Source organism: Nonomuraea sp. NPDC049758, assembly GCF_040674635.1.
In the GTDB taxonomy this organism is placed as follows: Bacteria; Actinomycetota; Actinomycetes; order Streptosporangiales; family Streptosporangiaceae; genus Nonomuraea.
Map to the genome: position 1 here is coordinate 60,877 of NZ_JBFAMZ010000018.1, position 23,092 is coordinate 83,968.

Here is a 23,092-nt window from a genome sequence, read left to right on the forward strand (position 1 = left end):
CACGAAGTGGGGCCGAGCAGGTGAACCTGAGGCCGTTCGTCACGCTCGCAGAGGAGCATGACGGTTTGCATGGGGAGGAAGCGAATGCTGGGCGACTTCTTGCCGAACGGCGGAAGCCTCCGGCGAGCCATCCGGCATCCGTGCGTGACGTGCGGCGATTCGCGCCATGGTCACCCGTGCCTGATCGCGGTGATATTCGCATGACGGTCCGCGCAATGATCCGATAGAGAGGACCCATGTCGATTCGTGTGCGCCTTGACGACCTGTGCCGGGAGACCTGGGAAGCGGTGGCCGAGCTGAGGGTGGCTGACGACCAGGCTGATCTCATCGCGTCGAACCTGTACTCGATTGCGGAGAGCCGGTTCTTGCCGGGCTTCGTGACCCGCGCGGTGATGCACGACGAGCGCGCCGTGGGCTTCGCGATGTACGGCCCCGATCCCGATGACGGCCAGATCTGGCTCTATCGCTTGATGATCGACAAGGATCACCAGGGGAAGGGGCTGGGCCGAGCCGCCCTCCAACAGGTCATCGCCCACGTGCGGGACGCGTTCGACGTACCGGTGCTGCGGTTGGGAGTGCGTGGCGACAACATCGCGGCCAGGGCGCTCTACACCTCTGCCGGGTTCGTTCCCACCGGGCAGGTCTTCGGCAGGGAGGACGTCCTGGAGCTCCGTCTGCGAACGGAGCACACCGAAGCATCCAGTGACGTGCATGATCCTCGAAGAGGAAATCCCGGAAGTTGATGCACGCCGCGCTCCACCGCCTGCCGAGCCTTGACGTAGCCCAAGAACGCCTCTCGTCAGCCGGGGTCATCGACACGCAGGACGAATCTGCAGGAGTGGGTCACGGGGCTGGATGTGCTGTTCGGGCGGGTGGCTGGCCGGTTTGCGCGGGTGGAGCCGCCTCGGCAGGCACGGGCCTGTCTGCTGGGACTGCCGGCGCCGATCGACCGCCGCCCCGAACCGGGATCAGCCGAACAGTATCGTCACGTCCAAGCCGCCATCGGCGCGTGGAAGGGCCGTCAGCCGTGCGCCGTGCGCCTGGGCGACGGCCCGGACGATCGCCAGGCCCAGCCCGTGACCGTCGGTCGTGTGGGTGCGTGGGGCGCCGAGCCGCTGGAACGGCTGGAAGAGCCGCCGCAGGTCCTGCGGCCGGATGGGCGGGCCGGTGTTGCCGATCGTCAGGCGGGCGCCGTCGCCGGTGAGGCCGGTGGCGATGGTGACGTGTCCGCCGGGAACGTTGTGGTGGAGCGCGTTGTCGACCAGATTGCCGATCATGCTGGCGATCAGATCGGGGTCACCGCTGACGGGCGCGGGGTCCAGCGACGTACGAACCGTGACCGTTCGCCCGGCGGCCTCCGAGCGGCGCGACGACACCACCTGCTCGGTGACCTCGGCCAGGTCGACCGGCTCCCGGTGCTCGATGCCCTTCTCTCCTTCGGCCAGCGTGAGGAGAGCGCCGATCAGGCGTTCCTGCCGCACTCCGAGGGCGAGTGCCTCCTCGCACGCGGCCCGCAAGCTCGCCTCACCCGCCTCGGGGTCGGCGAGCGCTACCTGGAGCACGGCGCGCTGACCGGCCAGCGGGGTGCGCAGCTCATGCGAGGCGTTGGCCACGAAGTGGCGCTGCGCCGCGAACGAGGAGTCCAGCCGCTCGAACAGGTCGTCGAGCGTACGCCCCAGCCTGGTCAGCTCGTCGTCCGGGCCGCGCAGGCCGAGCCGACGGTTGAGGTTGGTGGCCGAGATCTCCCGGGCGGTCACGGTCATGGCGCGCAGCGGGCGGAGGAAGCGCCCGGCCAGCCACCACGCGGCCAGCACGGTCAGGACCACGACGACGATCCCGGTGACCGTGAGCACGGTGTCGACCTGCTGGGCGGAGCTGTCGGGCGGTGGAGCGGCGTCCCCGGCCCGGAGGCGGACCTGGTCCCTGCCGAACAGGAATCCGGCGACCAGCATCATCGGGACGACGACGGCCAGAACCAGTCCGGCGTACAGCGTCGTGAGCTGCGCGCGGAGGGACGGCCGTCGCAAGTGGCGCCGAGCGCGGCCGGTCACCGTCAGGTTCATCGCGGGACCCCGATGCGGTAGCCGCCCTCACGGACGGTGCCGATCACCGGTGGTTCGCCGAGTTTGGCCCGTAACCGGCGCACGGTCGTCTTGACGGCCGTGGTGAACGGGTCAGCGGCCTCGTCCCAGACCCGTTCCAGCAGCTCCTCCGTGGACACGACCCGGTCACCGGCGGCGAGCAGGCACTCCAGCAGCGCGAACTCCTTCGGGGTCAGCTCCAGGCGCCGCCCGCCGCGAAAGGCCACCCGCCTGCTCGGGTCCAGGATCAGGTCCTCCGCCCGGAGGATCGGCGGCACGGCGGGCGCCGAGCGGCGTCCCAGCGCGCGCACGCGGGCCACGAGTTCGGCGAAGTCGAACGGCTTGGGCAGGTAGTCGTCCGCGCCCAGCCCCAGACCCTCGACCCTGTCCCGTACGGTGCCCGCGGCGGTGAGCATCAGCACCCGCGACCCCGCGTCACCGGCGGCGATCGCGCGGCACACCTCGTCGCCGGGCGTGCCCGGCAGATCGCGGTCCAGCACCACCACGTCGTACCGGGTGGCGGCCAGGCGGGCCAGAGCGTCGTCGCCGTCGAGGACGACGTCCACCGCCATGCCCTCGCGCCGCAACCCGGTCCCGATCGCCCGCGCCAGAACCTCGAAGTCCTCGACGACCAGCACTCGCACGACCGTCCTCCTCACCCCGGCGGTGGCGCCGTTCCGTCCACCGCGTCCGGTCACTGGACACGATGCCAGGGATCGGGTGTCGGGTGGGTGTCAGCGGCTGACACCCGGCCGACACCGGCCGTGCCGTACAACCGTCCGTGATTCCCCTTCGGAAAGGACGAGACGTGACAGATCCGCGGTTGACCCGGCGCAGGTTCCTCGCCGTCACCGGGGCCGGTACGGCCGCCGGCGGACTGCTGACGACCAGCTCGACGGCCGGCTCGAAGGGCACGGGCGAGGTGTTCGCACGGGGCCTCACGCAGGCCGTCCTGTCGGCCTTCGAACACCACCGGCTCGTCGCCGTCGGCGAGTCGCACGGCCAGCAGGAACACGGTGACGCGCAGCAGATGCTGCTCACGGACCCGCGGCTGCCGGACGTGGTCGACGACATCGTCGTCGAATTCGGCAACGCGCTCTACCAGCCGGTCATCGACCGGTTCGTCGCCGGCGCGGCTGTCGAGGACCACGTGTTGCGGCAGGTCTGGCGGAACACCACGCAATCGCCCGGGGGCACCGGCGACCAGCCGATCCGTGAGCAGTTCTTCCGTACGGTCCGCGCCGTCAACTGGACGCTGCCCGCCGCGCGGAGGATCCGGGTGCTCCTCGGGGACCCGCCCATCGACTGGTCCCGCATCACCACCCAGGACCAGGTGGACGGCTTCCTCGCCCAGCGTGACACCCACATGGCGTCCCTGGTGCGGCGGGAGGTGCTCGCCAGGAACCGCCGGGCGTTGATCTGCTACGGCAGCGGGCACGTGACGCACTCGCCGGAGCGAGGCCAGAACGCCGACCACGCGGTTCCGCTGATCGAGGAGCAGACCGGCCGGCGCGTGTACGTGATCGTGGCCGGCAGCCATCCCCGCCTGGCGGCCTGCCCACGGCGTACCGTGATCGCGTGCTCCGGCAACTGGCTGGCGTCGGCCGACGCGGGACAGTTCATGGACGCGCCCCGGCTGTGCGGCTTCCCGCTGGGGAAGCTGGCCGACGCCGTCCTGTACCTGGGGCAGCTGAAGGACCTGACGCGGCCGCTGTGGAATCCCGCGATCTTCCTCGATCCGGCGTACTGGGCGGAGCTGCAGAGACGCAACGCGATCAACGGGAACCTCGTCGACCTGGAGGCGTACCGGCGGCAGCAGCCGATCTCCCTGCCCTCGTCACCTCCCGTGGACTGCGCCTGACAGCGCCGGCCAGGGCGCTTCCGGCCCCACCCGTGCCGTTCGTCTCGATTGCGCAGGTACGACGTGCAACTTGGTGGCCGGAGAGTTTCGTCAGCTGCGGTCGCGGGAGGCTGATGAAAGTTTCATGGCGACGCTCTCGCCGGCCCGCCTCGATAAGTCAAGGTGAGCGCGCTCGGCGGCCGCCTCCTCCGGCCGCCGCGCGCCATGGCGTTCTTGACAGCGCCTTTCCGGCTCGTATTTGCTCCCTCCGTCCCTTCCATCGGCCAGAAGAGCTCGACCGGTTAGCGCTTTGTTAGCGCTAACACACGAGAGGTGGATGCATGAAGCCAGGCGAATCGCGCAGGACAAGGCGCGCGGGCATCGGAGCCGCTCTGGCGGCTGTGATCACGGCGGCGGTCACCGGTCTGTCCATGCTGCTGGTGGGCGCGCCGCAGGCGTCGGCGGCGGTCCTGACCGAGGTGACGAGCTTCGGGGCCAACCCGGGCGGGCTGCGGATGTACCTCTACGTCCCCGACAGGGTGGCGGCCAGGCCGGGCGTCCTGGTGGCGATGCACGGCTGCAACGGCTGGGCTCCCGGCTTCCACCAGGGCACCGAGTTCGCCTCGCTGGCCGACCGGTACGGCTTCATCGTCATCTACCCGCAGGCGAACAAGAGCGCCAACGGCCTGTCGAACTGCTTCGACGTGTGGTCGAACGAGGCCCTGCGGCACGGCGGCGGCAGCGACCCGGTGTCGATCGTCTCCATGACGAACTACGTGCTGCAACGCTACGGCGGCGACCCGGACCGGGTGTTCGCGACCGGTTTCTCCTCAGGGGCGATGGAGACCGGCAACCTGCTCGCCACCTACCCCGACGTGTTCAAGGCGGGAGCGCCGTTCTCGGGCGTCCCCTACGGCTGTCTGGGGCCCGCCGGATGCGGGGACAAGACGCCGCGGCAGTGGGGCGACCTGGCCAGGAACGCCTACCCCGGCTACACCGGGCCCCGGCCGCGCGTGATGGCCTGGCACGGCACCGCCGACTCCGTCCTGCCGTACACGATGTTGCAGGAGCAGGTCGACCAGTGGACCGACGTCCACGGCCTGAGCCAGACCCCGACCTCCACCGACAGCCCGCAGCCCGGCTGGACCCGGCGGGTGTTCGGATCCGGGCAGGTCGAGGCGTACACCGTCACCGGCGCCGGACACGACCTGCCCCACCCGGGGATGGCGGCGCTCGCCGTCCGCTTCTTCGGCCTGGACGGCGGCTCGTCCACCACGACGCCGACTCCACCACCCGCAGGTCAGATCAGGGGAGTGGCCTCCGGCCGCTGCGTGGACGTGCCCAACGCCGGCACCGCCGACGGCACCGCCGTACAGCTGTGGGACTGCAACGGCCGCACCAACCAGCAGTGGACGCGGACCTCGGCCGGAGAGCTCAGGGTGTACGGCAACAAATGCCTGGACGCCGGAGGTACCGGAAACGGCGCCAAGATCCAGATCTACTCCTGCTGGGGCGGCGACAACCAGAAGTGGCGCCTGAACCCCGACGGCACCCTCACGGGGATGCAGTCCGGGCTGTGCCTCGACGCCGTCGGCGCAGGCACCGGCAACGGCACCGGCCTCCAGCTCTACACCTGCCACGGCGGCACCAACCAGAAGTGGACCTGGACGTGATGCCCCTGGCCCGCCGCGCCGACCGCGGCCCCGCGACGACCCGGGCATCGCGTGCCGCACTCGCGGCCGCCGCCGTCCTCCTGATGGCCGCCGCGGTGCTGCTGGGCGTCAGACCCGCCGCGGCCGCGTCGCTGACCCGGGTAACCGGCTTCGGCAACAACCCGACCAACCTGAACATGTACATCTATGTCCCGGATCGGGTGGCGGCGAGGCCGGCGCTGCTGATCATGGTGCACTACTGCACCGGCTCGGCCGCCGGGGTGTTCAACGGCGTCGGGCACGACTACGTCACCGCCGCCGACCAGTACGGATACATCATCGTGGTCCCGGAGGCCACCCGCAGCGGCCAGTGCTTCGACGTGTCCACTCCGGCCGCGCTGACACGTGACGGCGGCGGGGACTCCACCGGGATCATGTCGATGGTCAGCTATGCCCGGCAGCGCCACAATGTCGACCCCGCCAAGATCGTGGTCAGCGGCTTCTCCTCGGGCGCGATGATGACCAACGTACTCGCCGCGCAGTACCCCGACGTGTTCTCGGCCGCCGCGGCGTTCTCCGGCGTCCCGGCCGGATGCTTCGCCACTACCAACGGATCCTTGTGGAACAGCGAGTGCTCCGGCGGCCGGATCGTCAAGACCGCCCAGCAGTGGGGCGACCAGGCCCGCGCCATGTTCCCCGGCTACACCGGCGCCTACCCGCGCATGCAGCTCTGGCACGGCACCGTCGACACCACACTGGCCTACGCCAACTTCGGTGAGGAGATCAAGCAGTGGTCCGGCCTGAACGGGGTGAGCCAGACCCCTGCGTACACCGACAGCCCGCGCTCGGGCGTCACCCGCACCCGGTACGGCGGCACCGGAGCCCAGCCGCGGGTCGAGGGGCTCAGCTTCGCGGGGGACGGCCACTCCCTGCCGTTGACGGGCATGTTCCCCCACGCCCTCTCCTTCCTCGGACTCGACGGCACCTCGCCCGGCCCGGCGCCCGGCGGCCAGGTCAGGAACGCCGGGTCGGGCAGGTGTCTCGACGTCGCGGGCGCCTCCCAGGCCAACGGCGCCCAGGCGCAGATCTGGGACTGCCACGGGCAGCCCAACCAGCAGTGGACGTCCACCGCCTCCGGTGAGCTGCGCGTGTACGGCGGCAAGTGCCTGGACGTCGCCAACCGCGCCACCGCCGACGGCAGCGGCGTGATCATCTGGGACTGCAGCGGCCAGAGCAACCAGCAGTGGCGCTTCAACGCCGACGGCTCCATCACCGCCGTCGGTGCGAACAAGTGCCTGGACGTGCCGAGCAACAGCACCGCCAACGGCGTCAAGCTCCAGATCTGGAGCTGCAACGGCGGCTCCAACCAACGCTGGACCCGCACCTGAGGCCGGTGGCGCCGCCGGATCACGCCGTCCGGCGGGCCCCGGCCGGGCGTCGGACACCGGCGCGATGTCTGCGACAGCGAACGTGATCACAGGAGGTCCTGATGTCCCAACCAGCAGCGGGGTCGATGCGCGGCCCGCATGCCTCAAGGGCGCGCGACGCGTCAGCGCGGGCGTCATCGGCCGACGCGCCCGGGTCGCGGCCGGTCGTGAAGGGGTGAGCATGCGTACCTGGAGGCGATGGCGGGCCGCCGTGCTGACGGTGGCGACGGTACTGGCGGTCGGCACGGCGATGGGGACGGGGGTCGCCGGAGCCGAGACCAACGGCGGGGTACGGGTCATGCCCCTCGGCGACTCGATCACCGAGGGCACGCAGGTGCCGGGCGGCTACCGGATCGGCCTGTGGCAGCGCCTGGCCGGGGGCCGCTACACGGTCGACCTCGTCGGTTCACAGTTCAACGGGCCCGCCGGCCTGGGCGATCATGATCACGAGGGCCACCCAGGCTGGCGGATCGACCAGATCGACGCGAACCTCACCGGCTGGCTGCGTACGTACACGCCGCGCACGCTGCTGCTGCACCTGGGCACCAACGACATCCTGCAGAACTACAACGTGGCCGGCGCTCCGCAACGGCTGTCCACGCTGATCGACCACATCACCGCGGCCGTGCCGGACGCGGACGTCTTCGTCGCGACCGTCATCCCGCTGTCCAACGCCGGACAGGAGTCCGCCGCCCGCACCTTCAACGCGGCGATCCCCGGCATCGTCCAGAGCAAGGTGAACAGTGGCAAGCACGTCCACCTGGTCGACATGCACAGCAGGTTGACCACCTCGGACCTGATCGACGGCGTCCACCCGACCGCCGGCGGCTACGACAAGATGGCCGCCGCCTGGTACGCGGCGCTGCAATCGGTCCCCGGCAGCATCGGCCAGCCGCAGGGCGAACCCTCCGGCGGGACGGAGATCAAAGGCGTGGGCTCGGGCCGTTGCCTGGATGTCACCGGCGTGTCGCAGGCGAACGGCGCGCAGGCGCAGATCTGGGACTGCAACGGCCAGAGCAACCAGCGCTGGACGCCGACCAGCGCCGGTGAGCTGCGCGTGTACGGCGGCAAGTGCCTGGACGTGGCCAACCGGAGCACCGCCGACGGCGCCGGCGTGATCATCTGGGACTGCAGCGGCCAGAGCAATCAGCAGTGGCGCTTCAACGCCGACGGCTCCATCACCGCCGTCGGTGCGAACAAGTGCCTGGACGTGCCGAGCAACAGCACCGCCAACGGCGTCAAGCTCCAGATCTGGTCCTGCAGCGGCGCCGCCAACCAGCGCTGGACCCGCGCCGGCTCATGACGACACCCAGGAGGTGGAGAAGCGAAATGCGGACAATTCTCGGCCTGACGACGGCCGTGTTACTGGCGGCCGGCTCCCTCGTCGCGATCGGCGTTGTCACGTCCCCGGCCGTCGCGCTGGAGAACGGCCTCGCCCGTACCCCGCAGATGGGCTGGAACGACTGGAACAGCTTCGGCTGCAACGTCAACGACGGCCTCATCCGCCAGACGGCCGACGCCATGGTCTCCAGTGGCATGGCGGCGGCGGGCTACACCTACGTCAACATCGACGACTGCTGGTCCACCAAGAGCCGGAACGCGAGCGGCGACCTGGTGCCGGATCCGCAGAAGTTCCCCAACGGCATCAAGGCCCTGGCCGACTACGTGCACTCCAAGGGGCTCAAGCTCGGCATCTACTCCTCGGCGGGCACCACGACGTGCGCGGGCTACCCGGCCAGTCTGGGCTACGAGCGGCGGGACGCGGCCCTGTGGGCGTCGTGGGGGATCGACTATCTGAAATACGACAACTGCGGCGACCACCGTGGCATGAACGGGCAGCAGCGGTACACGGCCATGCGGGACGCGCTGGCCGCCACCGGCCGCCCGATCGTGTACAGCCTGTGCAACTGGGGTCAGGAGAACGTGTGGACCTGGGGGGCGCCGGTGGGCAACTCCTGGCGTGACACCGGCGACATCGCGGCCAACTGGAATTCCATCATGGGCATCCTGGACCAGCAGGTCGGGCTGGAGTCGTACTCGGGCCCGGGGGGCTGGAACGACCCGGACATGCTGGAGGTCGGCGTCGGTTCGGTGACGGGCACCGAGGGGCGCGCGCACTTCAGCCTGTGGTCGCTGCTGAACGCGCCCCTCATCGCCGGCAACGACCTCCGCACGATGAGCGCCGACACGCGCACCATCCTCACCAACACCGAGGTCATCGCGGTCAACCAGGACTGGGGTGGCCGGCAGGGCCACAAGATCAGCGACAACGGCAACCTGGAGGTCTGGCGCAAGCCGATGAAGGACGGCTCGGTCGCGGTCGTCCTGCTCAACCGGGGCACCTCGACCGCGACCGTCTCCACCACCGCCGCGGCCCTGGGGCTGGGCTCGGCGTCCTCCTACTCCGTGCGTGACCTGTGGGCGCACGCGACGTCCTCCTCGCCGGGGACGATCAGTGCGCCGGTCCCCGGGCACGGGGCGGCCATGTATGTCGTGACGGGAGGCGGCATCGTCCCGCCCACCGCGGTCGCGATCAAGGGAGTGGGCTCGGGAAGGTGCCTCGACGTCGCCGGCGCCTCGCAGGCCAACGGCTCGCAGGCGCAGATCTGGGACTGCCACGGCCAGGCCAACCAGCAGTGGACGCCCACCGCGAGCGGCGAACTGCGCGTCTACGGCGGCAAGTGCCTGGACGTGTACGACGGTGGAACCGCCGACGGCACCAACGTCATCATCTGGGACTGCAACGGCCAGAGCAATCAGCAGTGGCGCTTCAACGCCGACGGCTCCATCACCGCCGTCGGTGCGAACAAGTGCCTGGACGTGCCGAACAACGCCACCGCCAACGGCACCAAGCTGACCATCTGGTCGTGCAACGGCGGCGCCAACCAGCGCTGGACCCGTAACTGACCCGTCATCCCGGGAGCGATCGTGAGAATGGCATTACGGTTGCCGGCCACCACAAGAGCCGGACGCGGAATCGTCTGGGTGCTGGTCCTGCTCGGCCTCGTGGCGTTCCTGCCCGCCCACCCGGCAAGGGCGGACAACCCGATCATCCAGACCGTCTACACCGCCGATCCGGCGCCGCTGGTGCACAACGGACGGGTGTACGTCTACACCGGCCATGACGAGGACGGCTCGACCTGGTTCACCATGAAGGAGTGGCGGGTCTGGTCCTCCGCCGACATGGTGAACTGGACCGACCACGGATCCCCGCTGAGCCTGACCACCTTCAGCTGGGCGAAGTCCGACGCCTGGGCGGGGCAGACCATCTACCGGAACGGCCTGTTCTACTGGTACGTGCCCACGACCAACCGGGCGACCGGCCGGATGGCCATCGGGGTGGCCGTCTCCGACAGTCCGACCGGGCCGTTCAGGGACGCACTCGGACGGCCGCTGATCGAGAACGGCGAGATCGACCCGACGGTCTTCATCGACGACGACGGGCAGGCCTACCTCTACTGGGGCAATCCGCACCTGTGGTACGTGAAGCTGAACGCCGACATGACCTCGTACTCGGGAAGCGCGACGCAGATCCCGCTCACCACGGCGGGATTCGGCACCAGGACGGGTGACGCCAACCGCCCGACGCTGTTCGAGGAGGGGCCCTGGGTCTACAAGCGGAACGGCCTGTACTACCTCGTGTTCGCGGCCAAGTGCTGCTCGGAGTTCATCGCCTACTCCACGGCCCCCGGCCCCACCGGACCCTGGACCTACCGAGGGACGATCATGCCCACCCAGGGCGGCAGCTTCACCAACCACGCGGGCATCGTCGACTACCAGGGCGGCTCGTACTTCTTCTACCACAACGGCGCGCTGCCGGGCGGCGGCGGCTTCACCCGTTCGGTGGCCGTGGAGAAGTTCGCCTACGGCGCCGGCGGCACGATTCCGACGATCAACATGACCGCGTCCGGGGCGCCCCAGGTGGGCACCCTCAACCCGTACGTCCGCCAGGAGGCCGAGACGATCGCCTGGGAGTCCGGGGTCGAGACCGAGCCCTCCAGCGAAGGCGGGATGAACGTCGGCTGGATCGAGAACGGCGACTACGTCAAGGTCAAGGGCGTCGCGTTCGGCGCCGGCGCCAGGACCTTCACCGCGCGGGTCGCCTCGGCGTCGAGCGGCGGCAGGCTCGAACTGCGCCTGGACGGCGTCAACGGCCCGTCGGCCGGGACGTGCACCGTGCCGGGCACGGGCGGCTGGCAGACCTGGACCACCGTGTCGTGTCCGGTCAGCGGCGCGACCGGCACCCGCGACCTGTACCTGAAGTTCACCGGCGGCAGCGGCTACCTGTTCAACGTGAACTGGTGGCAGTTCAGCTGACGTCGCCTCTCCCGCGCGTCACCGGTGTCACCGCCACCCGCCTCCTGCCCCGCCGGTGAGAGGGGGTGGCGGTTCCCGTGCGACTGACACCCGATCTTCCGGCGTCAGCGGGGGCGCCGGTGGAAGCGGGTGCGGACGCGCAGGAGGCCGGGGACGAGGGCGTACACCACGGCGGGAACCACGATTCCGGTGAGCACCAGGGTGCGCAGCGGAAGCGGCAGCGGCGCGAGGACCGGTCCCATCACGGCCTGGACCAGCATGATCATCGAGTAGACCGACAGCCAGGTGATCGCGGCGCGCTGGTGAACGGAGGGAACGGGAGTCATGATCAAGCCTTTCGAGACGCACTTCCAACTCTCTGGTTGGATATTGGCACGCCAGACTCCAACTGTCCAGTTGGATTTCCGGCTATGATTCGGCCATGGCCTGGAACACGGAGAGAACGCGGCAGCTCCTGCTGGACGCGGCGGTGCGGGAGTTCGCCGACCACGGCCCCGAGGCGGCCCGGCTGGATCGGGTCGCCGCCGCCGCGGGCGTCAACAAGGAGCGCATCTACCAGTACTTCGGCAACAAGGAACAACTGTTCGCCGCCGTGCTGACCTGGGCGCTGAAACAGCTCGCCGAGGCCGTGCCGCTGGACGAGGAGCTGGCCGGCGACCTGCCGGAGTACGCCGGCCGCGTGTACGACTACCACCGCGAACATCCGCAGTTCATCCGCCTGCTGCACTGGGAGGGGCTGCACCGCGCCACCGGTCCCGTCGTGGCGGGGGAGCAGCGCGGCGCCCACTACGCCTCCAAGCTGGCAGCGCTCGCCGCCGCCCAGAAGGCGGGCGCCCTGAACGCGGACTTCGCGCCGGGCGAACTGCTCCACGCCGTGATCGCCCTGGCCGGATGGTGGTACGCCACGCCGCAGCTCGTTCACATGATCATGGGGCCGGACGGCGCGGACGACGCTCGCGACACCCTCGTCCGCCTGGTCGCCAAGATCGTCGCATGACGCCACTCCAGAAGCAGACCTTGCCCGCATGGTGAGCGCTCACCGTCCTCGTGCCCGGGGCGGCCGTCCCGGGCCGGGGCGCTCGTGAGGGCGTGCTCCACCGATCGGTTGATCGGCTCCACCACCTGAACGGTCACCCGAATCCACCGCCCACTCGGAGGATCGGGCGATCCGCGCGGGGCGCCTCCGTTGCGACGCTGGATCCCGTCGGTGAGCACCAAGGACGGAGATGGTCGAGATGCGCAATGTGGTGTGGCTGGTCAGAGGGTACGTCCTGGTCAGCGTGCTGACGCTGGTCACGATGGTCGTGTTCCGGAACGACGCGGCGATGGTCCCCGACTCGGTGTGGATCCGCGGCTCGCTCGTCGCCGTCGCCTCGCTGGTCACCTGGTTGTTCGCGGTACGGGCGGCCAGAGGTGAGCGGAAGATGTTGCTGCGGCTGCGGATCGTCACCTCGATCATGCTGGTCGCGATCGTGGTGATCATCGCGCTGCCCGGTCTGTTCCCGCTCTGGTTCAAGCTGGAGCAGGGTGTCTGCGGCCTGCTCCTGCTGCCCGTGGTCGTCCGGCTCAACCGGCGGCCGGCGGACCGGCGCTGAGCGCGCCGACCGACGAGGCGGCGCTGGAGCGCGCCGACCCGAGGGCGCCGGGCGGCGCTTCCAGCGGTGCGGGAGTCTCGACGGCGGCGGCTAGATTGTTCTGGGAGCAGGTGAGCGATGGACAATTGGCAGATGGCCGCGCCGGCGGGCTGGGAGCGACGGCTCCTTCCCATGGTCACCGTGGTCCCGTACGTGCTGCTGGCCGTCATGGCCGCGCTGACGATCGTCGTCAAGCACGACCAGCCGGGCTCGCTCGCCCTCGACCTCGCGCTCTGCGCGGCAGCCGCGGTGTGGAAGCTCGTGCTCTTCACGCTGCACCCGCAGTGGCGCGGGCGAGTCGGCGTGATGAGCGTGTTCATCGCGGGCCTGATCCTGTTCGGGCTGGTCATGGTCGTACGCGATCCGTGGTTCGGCGTCTACACGCCCGCGCTGTACTTCTACGCCTTCCGGATCATCGGCTGGCCGCGTGAGCTGTACTTCATCGCGGGCGTCGCGGTGGTGGCGGGCACGGCGCAGTCGGCCGGTCTCGACGTCGGCACCTGGATGGGCCTGCTGGAGTATCTGGGAGTCCTGGCCGTCAACGTCGTGCCGATGTGCCTGATGGCCTGGCTCGGCGAGGTCGGCGCACGCTACTACGCGGCACGGGAGACGGCGCTGCGCGAGAGCAGGGAGGCCAACGCCCGGCTGGCCGCGGCCCTGGCCGAGAACGCGGCACTCCAGGAACGGCTGGTCGAGCAGGCTCACGAGACCGGCGTCCTGGACGAGCGGGCCCGGATGGCGCGGGAGATCCACGACATCCTGGCCCAGGGCCTGACCGGCATCGTCACGCAGTTGCAGGCGGCCGAGCAGGCGGCCGACGACCCGGCCGCGTGGCGGCGGCACCACGCGGCGGCGACCGCGCTGGCCAGGGAGAGCCTCACCGAGGCGCGGCGCTCGGTGGACGAGCTGCGCCCCGAACCCCTGGAGTCCGGCCGTCTGGCCGACGCCGTCACCGAGGTCGCCGCCAAGTGGTCGGCACGCCACGGCCTTCCGGTCCAGGTGGCCGTCACCGGCGAGACCCGGACGATGCCGCCGCAGGCCGAGGTCGCCCTGTTACGGGTCGCCCAGGAGGCGCTGGCCAACGTCTTCAAGCACGCGTCCACCGCCACCCGTGTCGGCCTCACCCTCCTACACGGATCGGCAGGTGGTGCTCGACGTCCGCGACGACGGCCCCGGCTTCGACCCGGACGTGCGCGCCGGTCATGACGGGGGCTTCGGGCTGGTGGCGATGCGGCAGCGGATCGAGGCGCTGTCGGGCGCGTTGCGAATCGAATCAGAGGTGGGCGGCGGGACCGGGATCTCGGCCTGTCTGCCCGCGGACACGCCGGAGGCAGGCACATGAGTGACGCCATCAGGCTGCTCGTGGTCGACGACCACCCCGTCGTGCGTGACGGGCTGAGCAGCATGTTCGCCCGCGATCCCGAGTTCGTCGTGGTGGGGGAGGCGTCGGACGGGGCCGAGGCCGTCCGGCTGGCCGAGGCCCTCGTGCCGGACGTGATCCTGATGGACCTGCGGATGCCGGGCATGGACGGCGTCACCGCGATCGGCGAGCTGGCCAGGCGCGGCGTGCCGGCCCGGGTGCTGGTGCTGACGACGTACGACACCGACAGCCACGTGCTGCCCGCGATCGAGGCGGGCGCCACCGGCTACCTGCTCAAGGACGCGCCGCGCGAGGAACTCGTCCGTGCCGTACGCTCGGCCGCGCGCGGCGAGGTCGCGCTCTCGCCGTCGGTGGCCGCCCGCCTGGTGAGCCGGCTCCGCACCCCGGCCCCTTCGGCCGGGCCGTTGAGCCAGCGCGAACTGGAGGTGCTACGGCTGGTCGCGGCCGGCCACAGCAACCGCAAGGCCGCCGTCCGGCTCTTCATCACCGAGGCCACGGTCAAGACGCACTTACTCAACATCTACGCGAAGCTCGACGTCAACGACCGCGCGTCCGCGGTGGCGGAGGCGTACAACCGCGGCCTGCTGGGGACGCCCGAGCGCCCGTAGCCCCGCCGCCCCGCGCGCGGAAGCCGCCACGACACCTCGTCTTGAGACGGCGAGTACGGCCGCCGGTGTCATTTCTCCACCCCGGTACTCATGATGCCGCGCACGAACGTGCCGAACGCAACGTGCGCAGCGCCCCTCGTCGTCACGGCGGCGGCGGGCACCGCCAGAGCCGCGATCGCCCTGGGCGAGACCGTCGTGGTCCTCGGGCTCGGCCCGGTGGGGCAGCTGGTCGTCCAGTACGCGGTCGCGCATGGAGCCTCCCGCGTCATCGCCGTCGACACCGATGCCAGGCGGCTCGGCCTGGCACGGACGAGCGGCGCGAGCGACCTGCTCGCGGTCACCGCGGCCGACGCCCGCGCCGCCGTCGCCGACCTGACCGGCGGCCGGCTCGCCGAGGTGGTCTTCGACGTCACCGGCAACCCCGCCGTGCTCTCCCAGGCGGTACGGCTGGCCCGTACGCTGGGCCGTGTCGTCCTGCTCGGCGACACGCCCACGCCGTCCCGGCAGATGCTCGGCCCCGGCGTGGTCAGCAACTCGCTGACATCCTCGGGGCGCACGCCGCCCTCGTCTCCGACGACCCGTCAGCCGGCCCGCTCAACCGCGACGCGGTGGCCGACCTGTACTTCCGCCGCCTCGCCTCCGGCACGTTCCGCACCGCCGGAATGATCTCCGAACGGGTGTCTCCCATGGACGCGGAATCCACCTACGCACGCCTGCGGGACGGCGGCGCACCGCCCGGAGCCCTCTGCTTCGACTGGACCGACCCGAAGGGCGAACGGTGACCGCCAAGATCGCGCTCGCTGCCCGCGGATCGGTGTCCACGATGAGCCTGCGCTCGACGCCTCGCCGACGGCCTGGCTGGTACGCCTCGAAGAGGACGGCTGAGAACGCCTGAGCAGCGGGTCAGGCGGGGATGTCGGCGGCTGCCTTCCGGAGGGCGTCGCCGGCGTCAGTGACGGGGTCGCCGTGGCCCACGCAGGCCGTCCGGACGTCCAGTTCGGCCAGCCGCCGGAACGAGCGGAGCATCTCGTCACGGTCCATGTTGAACACTCCCGGCATGACCAGCCCGGACACGTGCGCCACGGTGTCGCCCGTGAAGAGGACTCCGTGCTCCGGCAGGTGCAGGGCGATGCTGCCGGCGGTGTGCCCGGGGGTGGCGATCACGCGGGCCCCGCCCCCGAAGGCGATCACGTCGCCGTCATCAAGCTCGCGGTCCACCCGGCACGGCGGCGCGGGCGGCAGCAGGTGGGCGCCCAGACTGCGATGCAGGGCCCGCTCCTCGTCGGTGAAGTTCGGCGGCGGGGCGGGCACGTCCCCTCGGATCACCGGGGCCTCCAGGCGATGGGCCATCACCGTGACCTCGCCCCACGCCGTCACGTCCGCCGCGCCGCCGCAGTGGTCCTCGTGGTAGTGGGTGAGGACGACCCGCCGTACGGCGTCGGTGCGCAGCCCGAGCCGGCCGATCGCCTCGGCGATCTCCCCGGCCGAGGTGGCGATGCCGGTGTCCACCAGGGTGAGCGCGCCGTCGTCGTTCCACAGGTACGCCTGCCCGAACGTCAGCCGCAGCAGGTGCAGGCGCCGGTCGACCTCCACGACCTCCATCGCGGGACCCCCTCTCATCAGCACGGATGTCAGGGAAACAGGTAACCGGTCCACCGGCGGCACTGTCCAACAGCCAGGGGACCGCGGATTGACAACCGATGGTTGTCGATGCAGGGTCTGGGCGTGGAAGCAGACGTTTCCGGCGTACGCGCCTTCATCGCGACCGCCGAAGAACTGCACTTCGGCAGGGCCGCCGCGGGCATGTTCATCACCCAGCAGGCGTTGTCGAAACGCGTCCGCAGGCTGGAGGACGCCCTCGGCACGCCGCTGTTCGAACGGAGCACCCGGTCCATCGAGCTGACCGCCGCCGGAAGACGGTTCCTGCCCTTGGCCGTGGCGGCGGTGGCGGCGTTCGACGAGGCCGTGGGGGCGGTGCGCGTGGTGGACAGCCCCGTCCGCGTGGACGTCTACGACGAGCGCTTCACGCCCCTGCGCATGGTCAGGGAGGCGAGCGAGCGCGACCCGCGGCTGCGCGTGGAGGTGAGCATGCGGCAGGGGCTCGCGGTGGCGCTGCCGGCGCTGCGCCGCCAGGAGATCGACGCGGCCTTCGGACGGGCGCGCGACCTGCCGTGGCCGGAAGAGCTGGCCCAGCGGCTGGTCCACCTGGAGCCCCTGGCCGCGTTCGTCCCGGAGGATCACGCGCTCGCGCACCTGAGGGAGCTGCGGCCCGCCGACCTGCGGGCGGGCGGCATCGCGATGCCCGACCCGGCGGGCGCCGCCGAATGGCGCGCCTACCTGAGACGCCTCGCCGACCGTCTCGGCGTCCCCTTGCGCTTCACCGAGCCCGCCATCGGCCAGGGGCACCTGGTCCAGCAGTTCCTGCGCGAGAAGAGCGCCGTCGGCCTGGGGGAGTGGAGCATCGGCGCGACGGGGGGCGGGCTGCGCCGCATCCCCATCGTGGACCCGATCCCCCTCCTGCCGTGGTGGGTGGTCTGGCACCGCCGCAACCCGCACCCGCTGCTCCGTACGCTGCTCGGCCAACTTCCACGCGTGCGCCCGCCGGACCCGTCGGACGGGCGGCACTGGATCCCCGACGCCGACCGTGCTCTCCCGTAGGGTCGCCCGCCTCTATGGCCGGACTCCGGCCGGCAGTTCGCCGGTGAGACGAGACAGGCGTGCGGCGTCCGCGGGTTGGGCCGTCATCCGCTGCCGCCGGAGGGGGCCGCGGTCCGTTCACGCGTGCGTCCTTCGTGGCCGGCGGGAGGGGGGGCGGAGCAGGGCGTACCCGATCAGGAACGAGACGGCCAGCACCACGCCGGCGTCCACGGCGGCGGCCAGCCGGACACCGCTCAGCAGAGCCGGGGCCGCGGCCTGACCGGCGGCCTGGAGCGCGGACACCTGCGCCATGCAGATGGCGCTGAGGATCGGGGTGCCGACGGTGATGCCGATCTGCTGGGCGCTAGTCACCAGCCCGGTCGCGACCCCTTGAGCCGTGTCGGGAAGCCCGGACGTCACGGTGACGCCGTAGGAGACCACGACCGACATGTGCCCCACGGAGGCCAGGCAGATCACGGCCAAGGCCGGCCAGGCACCCTCGGTCACGGTCATCGCGGCGGTGCAGACGCCCTGCAGGGCCAGCCCCGCGACCAGCGTCCGCCCCGCGCCCAGCACCCGGATCACCGAGGAGGAGACCATGCCCGTCACGGCCAGGACGACGCCCTGGCCGCCGAAGAACAGACCTGTCCACAGGGGTGACAGCGCCACGACGTCCTGCAGGTAGAGAGTCAGCAGGAAGATGAACGAGCTCATCATGGAGAAGGTGATCAGGCCGCCCAGGCTGCCGAAGGCGACCGTGGGCCTGCGCAACATCGTCAGCGAAACCAGCGGCTGCGCGGCTCGCGACTCGATGACCACGAACCCGCCCAGCAACAGTACGGCCGCCGCCACGGCCACCACTCTCACCGCTCCCACCGCCGACAGGGCAAGGATGAGGCAGACCAGGCCGCCGCTGACTGTGGCGGCTCCGGGCAGATCCAGCCGGGGAGAGCGGGCGCCCCGGCTCTCGGTCAGCAGTCCGGGCGCCGCCACGGCGAGGACGCCGCCCGCGACGGCCAGCAGCGCCATCGTCGAACGCCACCCCAGCGTGTCGGTCATGGTGCCGCCGACCAGCATGCCGACGGTGAATCCGAGCGATAGCACCGACCCGCTGGCGCCGAGCGCCCGGTTGCGCTGCGTTCCTTCGGCAAAGGTCGTCGTCAGCAGCGACATGCCGGTGGGAATGACGGCGGCGGCCCCCAGCCCCTGCAGGACCCGCCCCGCGACGAACACCCCCGGGTTCCACGCGAGGGCGGCCACCACGGAGGCCACGGTGAACAGCAGGACGCCGCCCAGGAAAAGCCTGCGCCTGCCGTACAGGTCTGCCATGCGGCCGAACAGCAACAGGCATCCGCCCGAGGGCAGCGCGAACGCCGTGATCGCCCATTGCAGGTCGGCCTGTTCCATCCCCAGCTCCCTGCCGAGATCGGGCAAGGCCACATTTAGAATCGAAAAATCCAAAGAAATGATGAATTGTGCGGCACACAGGATGGCGAGGATGAGTTTGGCACGCGTGGTGAACCGAGCGCCGTGCTCCCCGGAGGAGGTTCCGGCACCGGCCTCGGCGTCCCTGGACAAGGGGTCGATCGTCATGGCGTCCACGCTCGGCCATCACCGGTCTGCGCGGGGAGAGCGTGGTGACACCGGTGGTGGCACCACCAGTCGAAGCGGTGCGCGGTGAGGCCGGGAGAGGAACGTCGCCGGGACCTGCGTGACTTCCTGGTGAGCAGACGCGCCCGCGTCAGCCCCGCCTCCGCCGGCCTGCCGGCGGGCGGGCGCCGCCGCACGCCGGGGCTGCGCCGTGAGGAGGTCGCGGTGCTGGCCGGGGTGAGCCCGGGGTGGTACCAGTGGCTGGAGCAGGGACGCGACATCAACGTCTCCGCGCAGGTGCTGGACGCCGTGGCCCGGGTCCTGCAACTGGACGAGGTCGAACGGCGGCACCTGTACACGCTGGCCGGGCTCAACCCGCCGCCTCCGGCCGGGCACCCGCACGCCTACTGCGAGGGACTGCAACGACTGATCGAAGCCTGGGACCCCAAGCCGGCGACCATGCTGGACGCCTCCTGGAACCACGTGGCCTGGAACGAGTCGGCCAGGCTCGCGCTGGACATGGCGCAGGCCGAGCGCAACTGCCTGGTGGGCTTCTTCCACGACCCGCGGTACCGACGCCGGGAGCGGGCCTGGCAGGACCTGGCGCCGACCGTGGTGGCGGCCTTCCGCGCCACGGCGGCTGAGCAGCCCCGCGATCACGACATCCACGACGTGGTCCGCGCACTGGACGCGACCAGTCCCGAGTTCGCCCGGCTGTGGGCACGACAGGACGTCCAGGCAGCGGGAATCTGGATCAACGAGGTCGACCATCCCGTCGTGGGCACGCTGACCTTCGAGAGCAGCCAGCTGAGACTGCCCGCCAGACCCGACCTGACCATGGTGCTGTACAACCCGCTGTCCCGCACCGACACCGCGGACAAGCTCGCCTGGCTGCGCTCCGCCACCGCGCCCGTCTGAGACGGGCGCGGTGACGGAGACGGGCGCATCGGCGGCTCGTCAAGGTTGCTGCGCCCGCCTCAACGCTCCTCTGGCTGGCAGGTCTGGTCTGCCGGGCCGCTCAGGTCGTCACCTTCCAGCGCGCGCCGGTCGTACGTGTGCTCTCATTGCCGCCCCCCAGGACGCGGCCCCTGTTCCCGGTCTCCCTCCCACGAGTGAGAGTGCCTTCTCGGGACGAACTTGTCGTCGTCGCTGACCAGGACCAGGGGGATCAGGTACTGGTTCCACTGGCCGATGAAGTTGAAGATCCCGACGCTGATGAGCCCCGGCCGGGCCGGCGGCAACATGACCCGGAAGAAGATGCGCGCCTCGCCGCACCCGTCGAGCTTGGCGGCCTCGGCGACCTACTCGGGCAGCGTCCGGAAGAAGGCCACCAGGAAGAACATCGAGAACGGCAGCGACTTGCCGAGCCCGAGGTTCTGGACGACGAAGAACAGCGGGACCAGCGCCATGAAGACGGGAAAGGTCATCCCGGCGATGAAGAAGTAGTACAGGGCGTTCTTCAGCCGGAACTCGAAGCGGGCGAAGATGTAGGCGCCCATGGCCGACAGCAGCAGCGTCAGCGCGACGCCGCCGCCGACCACGACGACCGTGTTGCCGAAGTACGTCCCGATCGATGCGGTCGCCCAGGCGCGGGCGAAGTTCTCCCAGCGCAGGGCTCCGGGCAGCGACCGCGCGTCCGCGACGATCTCGGGATCGGACTTGAAGGCGCTGACGACCGCCCAGACCAGCGGCAGGATCGACACCACGGCCCACAGGACGAGGAACGCCTGCGCGACGGCGACCGTCGGGCCGACGGAACCGCGCCGCCCAGGCCGCGACCCGCGCGGGCTCGCGGCCGTCCGCCCGCTCACCCGGTCATGCGTGGCGATGGCCATCAGAATTCGATCCTCTCTCGGCGGGTCGCGGAAAGCGTGAACGCGGACCGGGCCAGGGTGACGCCGAAGAGCACGACGCCCATCGCCGAGGCGTAGCCGAACCGGCCGTAGGAGAACGCGTTCTGGTGGAGGTAGAACGAGCCGACCTGGGTGGAGTCGTTCGGCCCGCCGCCGGTCATGATCTGCACGACGGCGATGGCGTCAAGGGCGGCGATCCCCAGGTAGACGGCGGCCGTCCTGATGTTCTCCCAGATCCGACGCCGTTCCAGACCAGTACGGCGAGCACGGCCCAGAAGGCCGGCCGTTCGTCGCCGAGCCACGACGGCTGCACCCCGCCGAGGCCGACGGCCCGCAGCGCGCCGTTGAGCAGGCCGTTGATGGGGTTGTAGACGTTCATCCACAACACGCCGATGATCGCGATCGACTCCCTGCCGCGGGGGCCGGCCGCGACGTTGAGCTGGAAGGCCAGGAACAACGCCAGCCCGGATGGTGACGAGTGGCAGCGTCACCAGGAGGATCACGTTGTTGCCGAGGGCCTTCCAGAACACCGGGTCGCCGGCCAGTTCGGCGAAGTTGCCGAGCCCGACGAAGCCGAGCTCGGCCGACAGGCCCCGCCAGTCGGTCAGGGCGCTGTAGAACGCCTGGACGTAGGGCGAGGCCACGAACACCGTGTAGAGGAGGACGGGCGCGGCCAGGAATCCGAGGATGATGCGGCTCTGGTGCCGGTTGCGCATGGATCGTCCGCCTCGGCGCCGGGCCGCGTCGGTGAGGCGCTGGGCCTCCGTGGCGAGCTGGGCGGCCTTCACGTCGCCGTTCATGAAGCGGCCCATCACCATGGCGATGTCGTTCCACAGGCGGCTGTTGCGGGTGTCGAGCTTGACCCCGAAGACGTTGTCGCCGGCCTCGGCCAGCGCGGCGTTGATCGACACGAGCCCGTGCCTGGCGTCCCCGTGCAGCTCGGCCCTGCGGTTGGCCGACAGGGTGCCGGCCTGGGCGATGAAGCCGGCGGCGCTGTCGTCGGCCAGCATCGCCCGCAGGAACTCCAGGCCGCCGGCGGTGTTGGCGGCGTCGCGCGGGATGACGTACGGCTCGCCCGCCTTGGCGCACAGCGCGCCGAACGGCCGGTCGTCGGCGGTGGTGATCGACGGGACGCGGCAGATCGACATGTCGAAGCCGGCCGGGACACAGCCTGCTGCTCGGCCCGCACGAAGCCGCCGCCGTCTACGGCCGCGCCGTTGAGCACGCAGCCGCATACCGGACCGGTGCGGCCTACGAGGCTCTCTGCGGTCGGTGCAGCCAGGGAAGCGATTCATCTGGCCGGCTCACGCCTACGGGTGACGCTGGTGAAGCGCGGATCCCCTGGTCTCAGCGTCTCGCTGGAGTGGCAGGGTCTGCGGTGTCGGCGGGAGCCGAAGGGGTGAAGATCGGGAGCCTGCGACCGGCGCGATCGGCCAGGCTGCGCAGGGCGATCAACCCGTCTCCGAGCAGCACGAAGCACACGGCCAGCGCCAGGGCCATGAGTGCCACCCCGTCGTACCCGAACTTGTCCACATCCAGAAAGGGATAGGGATACCGCTTCCACGCGCCGGGAGGCAGCAGGGCGCCTCTGACCAGGGCGAAGGCCAGATACGCCATCGGGTAGACCAGCCAGCTGAGCGCGGCCGCCCATCTTGGCCGAGGAGCGTTCCGGTCGAAGAACAGCCAGTCGATCACAGCCATGACGGGCGTCACATAGTGGAGGAGGAAGTTGCCCAGACCGTAGCCGTGCAGGGAGAGGTGTGCAAAGGGGCTCGCTCCACGCATGCGTAGAAAGTGCCAGACCAACCCAGTGATCACGATGTAGAGCGTCACGGCTCCCTTGAACTCGGCCGAGGGGCGCCATCTGCCGATCACTTTCCAGGTGTAGAACCCCATGAGCAGCAGATTGCTCTGCACGGTGAAGAGCACGAGCGGGTTCAGCGGGCTGCCCAGGCCCATCCAGGTATAGATCAGGCCAACCATGGCAGCCGCTATCAGCATCAAGCGGTACGCCGTCACCCAAATCACAGGGATCATGGTCGCACGAAGCGCATCGTACCGACCCGGAATGC

23 protein-coding genes and 1 pseudogene are annotated in these 23,092 nt (G+C 70.6%); 15 read left to right on the plus strand and 9 right to left on the minus strand.

Annotation, left to right across the window (positions count from 1 at the left end; all coding sequences use genetic code 11):
- The first annotated feature begins 236 nt into the window (after positions 1–236).
- Positions 237–743, plus strand: a complete 507-nt coding sequence (locus AB0J46_RS37260) for a GNAT family N-acetyltransferase (protein WP_364338950.1) — start codon at positions 237–239, stop codon at positions 741–743.
- A 225-nt stretch (positions 744–968) separates the two neighbouring features.
- On the opposite strand, the gene AB0J46_RS37265 is transcribed toward AB0J46_RS37260, so the two are convergent.
- Positions 969–2,063, minus strand: coding sequence for a HAMP domain-containing sensor histidine kinase (locus AB0J46_RS37265; RefSeq protein ID WP_364338952.1), 1,095 nt, complete (start codon positions 2,061–2,063; stop codon positions 969–971).
- On the minus strand, positions 2,060–2,725 hold the full coding sequence (locus tag AB0J46_RS37270; RefSeq protein ID WP_364338954.1) for a response regulator transcription factor: 666 nt from the start codon (positions 2,723–2,725) through the stop codon (positions 2,060–2,062). Before AB0J46_RS37270 ends, AB0J46_RS37265 begins: the two co-directional genes overlap by 4 nt.
- A gap of 164 nt (positions 2,726–2,889) precedes the next feature.
- Here AB0J46_RS37270 and AB0J46_RS37275 point away from each other — a divergent pair, with 164 nt between their 5' ends.
- The 6 genes from AB0J46_RS37275 (at position 2,890) to AB0J46_RS37300 (ending at position 11,317) form a co-directional block, all read left to right on the plus strand.
- Complete coding sequence (locus AB0J46_RS37275) at positions 2,890–3,942, plus strand: hypothetical protein (RefSeq protein ID WP_364338956.1); 1,053 nt, start codon at positions 2,890–2,892, stop codon at positions 3,940–3,942.
- Between the two features lie 320 nt (positions 3,943–4,262).
- Positions 4,263–5,594: a PHB depolymerase family esterase gene (locus AB0J46_RS37280; protein ID WP_364338958.1), complete on the plus strand. Its 1,332-nt coding sequence runs from the start codon at positions 4,263–4,265 to the stop codon at positions 5,592–5,594.
- The gene (locus tag AB0J46_RS37285; RefSeq protein ID WP_364338960.1) at positions 5,579–6,961 is read left to right on the plus strand and encodes a PHB depolymerase family esterase; all 1,383 of its coding nucleotides are present in this window, start codon (positions 5,579–5,581) and stop codon (positions 6,959–6,961) included. The genes AB0J46_RS37280 and AB0J46_RS37285 overlap by 16 nt, the downstream gene beginning before the upstream one ends.
- A gap of 220 nt (positions 6,962–7,181) precedes the next feature.
- Positions 7,182–8,303 (plus strand): lectin, encoded by a 1,122-nt coding sequence (locus AB0J46_RS37290; RefSeq protein ID WP_364338962.1) that lies wholly within the window; start codon positions 7,182–7,184, stop codon positions 8,301–8,303.
- 26 nt (positions 8,304–8,329) lie between these two features.
- Complete coding sequence (locus AB0J46_RS37295; RefSeq protein WP_364338964.1) at positions 8,330–9,907, plus strand: lectin; 1,578 nt, start codon at positions 8,330–8,332, stop codon at positions 9,905–9,907.
- Positions 9,908–9,934: 27 nt separating this feature from the next.
- A complete protein-coding gene (locus AB0J46_RS37300) occupies positions 9,935–11,317 on the plus strand; it encodes a glycoside hydrolase family 43 protein (protein WP_364339309.1) in 1,383 nt (460 codons plus the stop codon).
- A 104-nt stretch (positions 11,318–11,421) separates the two neighbouring features.
- On the opposite strand, the gene AB0J46_RS37305 is transcribed toward AB0J46_RS37300, so the two are convergent.
- Positions 11,422–11,643, minus strand: a complete 222-nt coding sequence (locus tag AB0J46_RS37305; RefSeq protein WP_364338966.1) for a hypothetical protein — start codon at positions 11,641–11,643, stop codon at positions 11,422–11,424.
- Between the two features lie 95 nt (positions 11,644–11,738).
- Here AB0J46_RS37305 and AB0J46_RS37310 point away from each other — a divergent pair, with 95 nt between their 5' ends.
- The 6 genes from AB0J46_RS37310 to AB0J46_RS37335 all read left to right on the plus strand — a co-directional run bounded on the left by AB0J46_RS37310 (position 11,739) and on the right by AB0J46_RS37335 (position 15,606).
- Positions 11,739–12,314: a TetR family transcriptional regulator gene (locus AB0J46_RS37310; RefSeq protein ID WP_364338968.1), complete on the plus strand. Its 576-nt coding sequence runs from the start codon at positions 11,739–11,741 to the stop codon at positions 12,312–12,314.
- Positions 12,315–12,552: 238 nt separating this feature from the next.
- Entirely contained in the window at positions 12,553–12,912 is a 360-nt protein-coding gene (locus AB0J46_RS37315) for a hypothetical protein (protein ID WP_364338970.1), read from the plus strand.
- 117 nt (positions 12,913–13,029) lie between these two features.
- Entirely contained in the window at positions 13,030–14,157 is a 1,128-nt protein-coding gene (locus AB0J46_RS37320) for a histidine kinase (protein ID WP_364338972.1), read from the plus strand.
- Positions 14,096–14,293 (plus strand): ATP-binding protein, encoded by a 198-nt coding sequence (locus tag AB0J46_RS37325; RefSeq protein ID WP_364338974.1) that lies wholly within the window; start codon positions 14,096–14,098, stop codon positions 14,291–14,293. The genes AB0J46_RS37320 and AB0J46_RS37325 overlap by 62 nt, the downstream gene beginning before the upstream one ends.
- Positions 14,290–14,940 carry a response regulator transcription factor gene (locus AB0J46_RS37330; RefSeq protein ID WP_364338976.1) on the plus strand — a complete coding sequence of 217 codons (651 nt, stop codon included), beginning with the start codon at positions 14,290–14,292 and terminating at the stop codon, positions 14,938–14,940. Before AB0J46_RS37325 ends, AB0J46_RS37330 begins: the two co-directional genes overlap by 4 nt.
- Before the next feature lie 90 nt (positions 14,941–15,030).
- Positions 15,031–15,606: a zinc-binding dehydrogenase gene (locus tag AB0J46_RS37335; RefSeq protein WP_364338978.1), complete on the plus strand. Its 576-nt coding sequence runs from the start codon at positions 15,031–15,033 to the stop codon at positions 15,604–15,606.
- Positions 15,607–15,843: 237 nt separating this feature from the next.
- Here AB0J46_RS37335 and AB0J46_RS37340 read toward each other — a convergent pair whose 3' ends face one another.
- Complete coding sequence (locus AB0J46_RS37340; RefSeq protein WP_364338980.1) at positions 15,844–16,542, minus strand: MBL fold metallo-hydrolase; 699 nt, start codon at positions 16,540–16,542, stop codon at positions 15,844–15,846.
- 123 nt (positions 16,543–16,665) lie between these two features.
- Between AB0J46_RS37340 and AB0J46_RS37345 the strand changes: the two genes are divergently transcribed.
- Entirely contained in the window at positions 16,666–17,598 is a 933-nt protein-coding gene (locus AB0J46_RS37345) for a LysR family transcriptional regulator (protein ID WP_364338982.1), read from the plus strand.
- Between the two features lie 117 nt (positions 17,599–17,715).
- Here AB0J46_RS37345 and AB0J46_RS37350 read toward each other — a convergent pair whose 3' ends face one another.
- Entirely contained in the window at positions 17,716–19,170 is a 1,455-nt protein-coding gene (locus AB0J46_RS37350; RefSeq protein ID WP_364338984.1) for an MFS transporter, read from the minus strand.
- An 84-nt stretch (positions 19,171–19,254) separates the two neighbouring features.
- Between AB0J46_RS37350 and AB0J46_RS37355 the strand changes: the two genes are divergently transcribed.
- Positions 19,255–20,085, plus strand: a complete 831-nt coding sequence (locus tag AB0J46_RS37355; protein ID WP_364338987.1) for a helix-turn-helix transcriptional regulator — start codon at positions 19,255–19,257, stop codon at positions 20,083–20,085.
- Positions 20,086–20,228: 143 nt separating this feature from the next.
- Here the strand turns inward: AB0J46_RS37355 and AB0J46_RS37360 are convergent.
- The 4 genes and pseudogenes from AB0J46_RS37360 to AB0J46_RS37375 all read right to left on the minus strand — a co-directional run.
- Positions 20,229–20,453, minus strand: a pseudogene (locus tag AB0J46_RS37360) (ABC transporter permease subunit); the annotation flags it as partial.
- Between the two features lie 15 nt (positions 20,454–20,468).
- The gene (locus AB0J46_RS37365) at positions 20,469–21,002 is read right to left on the minus strand and encodes a hypothetical protein (protein ID WP_364338989.1); all 534 of its coding nucleotides are present in this window, start codon (positions 21,000–21,002) and stop codon (positions 20,469–20,471) included.
- Positions 21,002–22,168: a hypothetical protein gene (locus AB0J46_RS37370; protein WP_364338991.1), complete on the minus strand. Its 1,167-nt coding sequence runs from the start codon at positions 22,166–22,168 to the stop codon at positions 21,002–21,004. Before AB0J46_RS37370 ends, AB0J46_RS37365 begins: the two co-directional genes overlap by 1 nt.
- 199 nt (positions 22,169–22,367) lie before the next feature.
- Positions 22,368–23,057 carry a Pr6Pr family membrane protein gene (locus AB0J46_RS37375; RefSeq protein ID WP_364338993.1) on the minus strand — a complete coding sequence of 230 codons (690 nt, stop codon included), beginning with the start codon at positions 23,055–23,057 and terminating at the stop codon, positions 22,368–22,370.
- Positions 23,058–23,092: the final 35 nt, after the last annotated feature.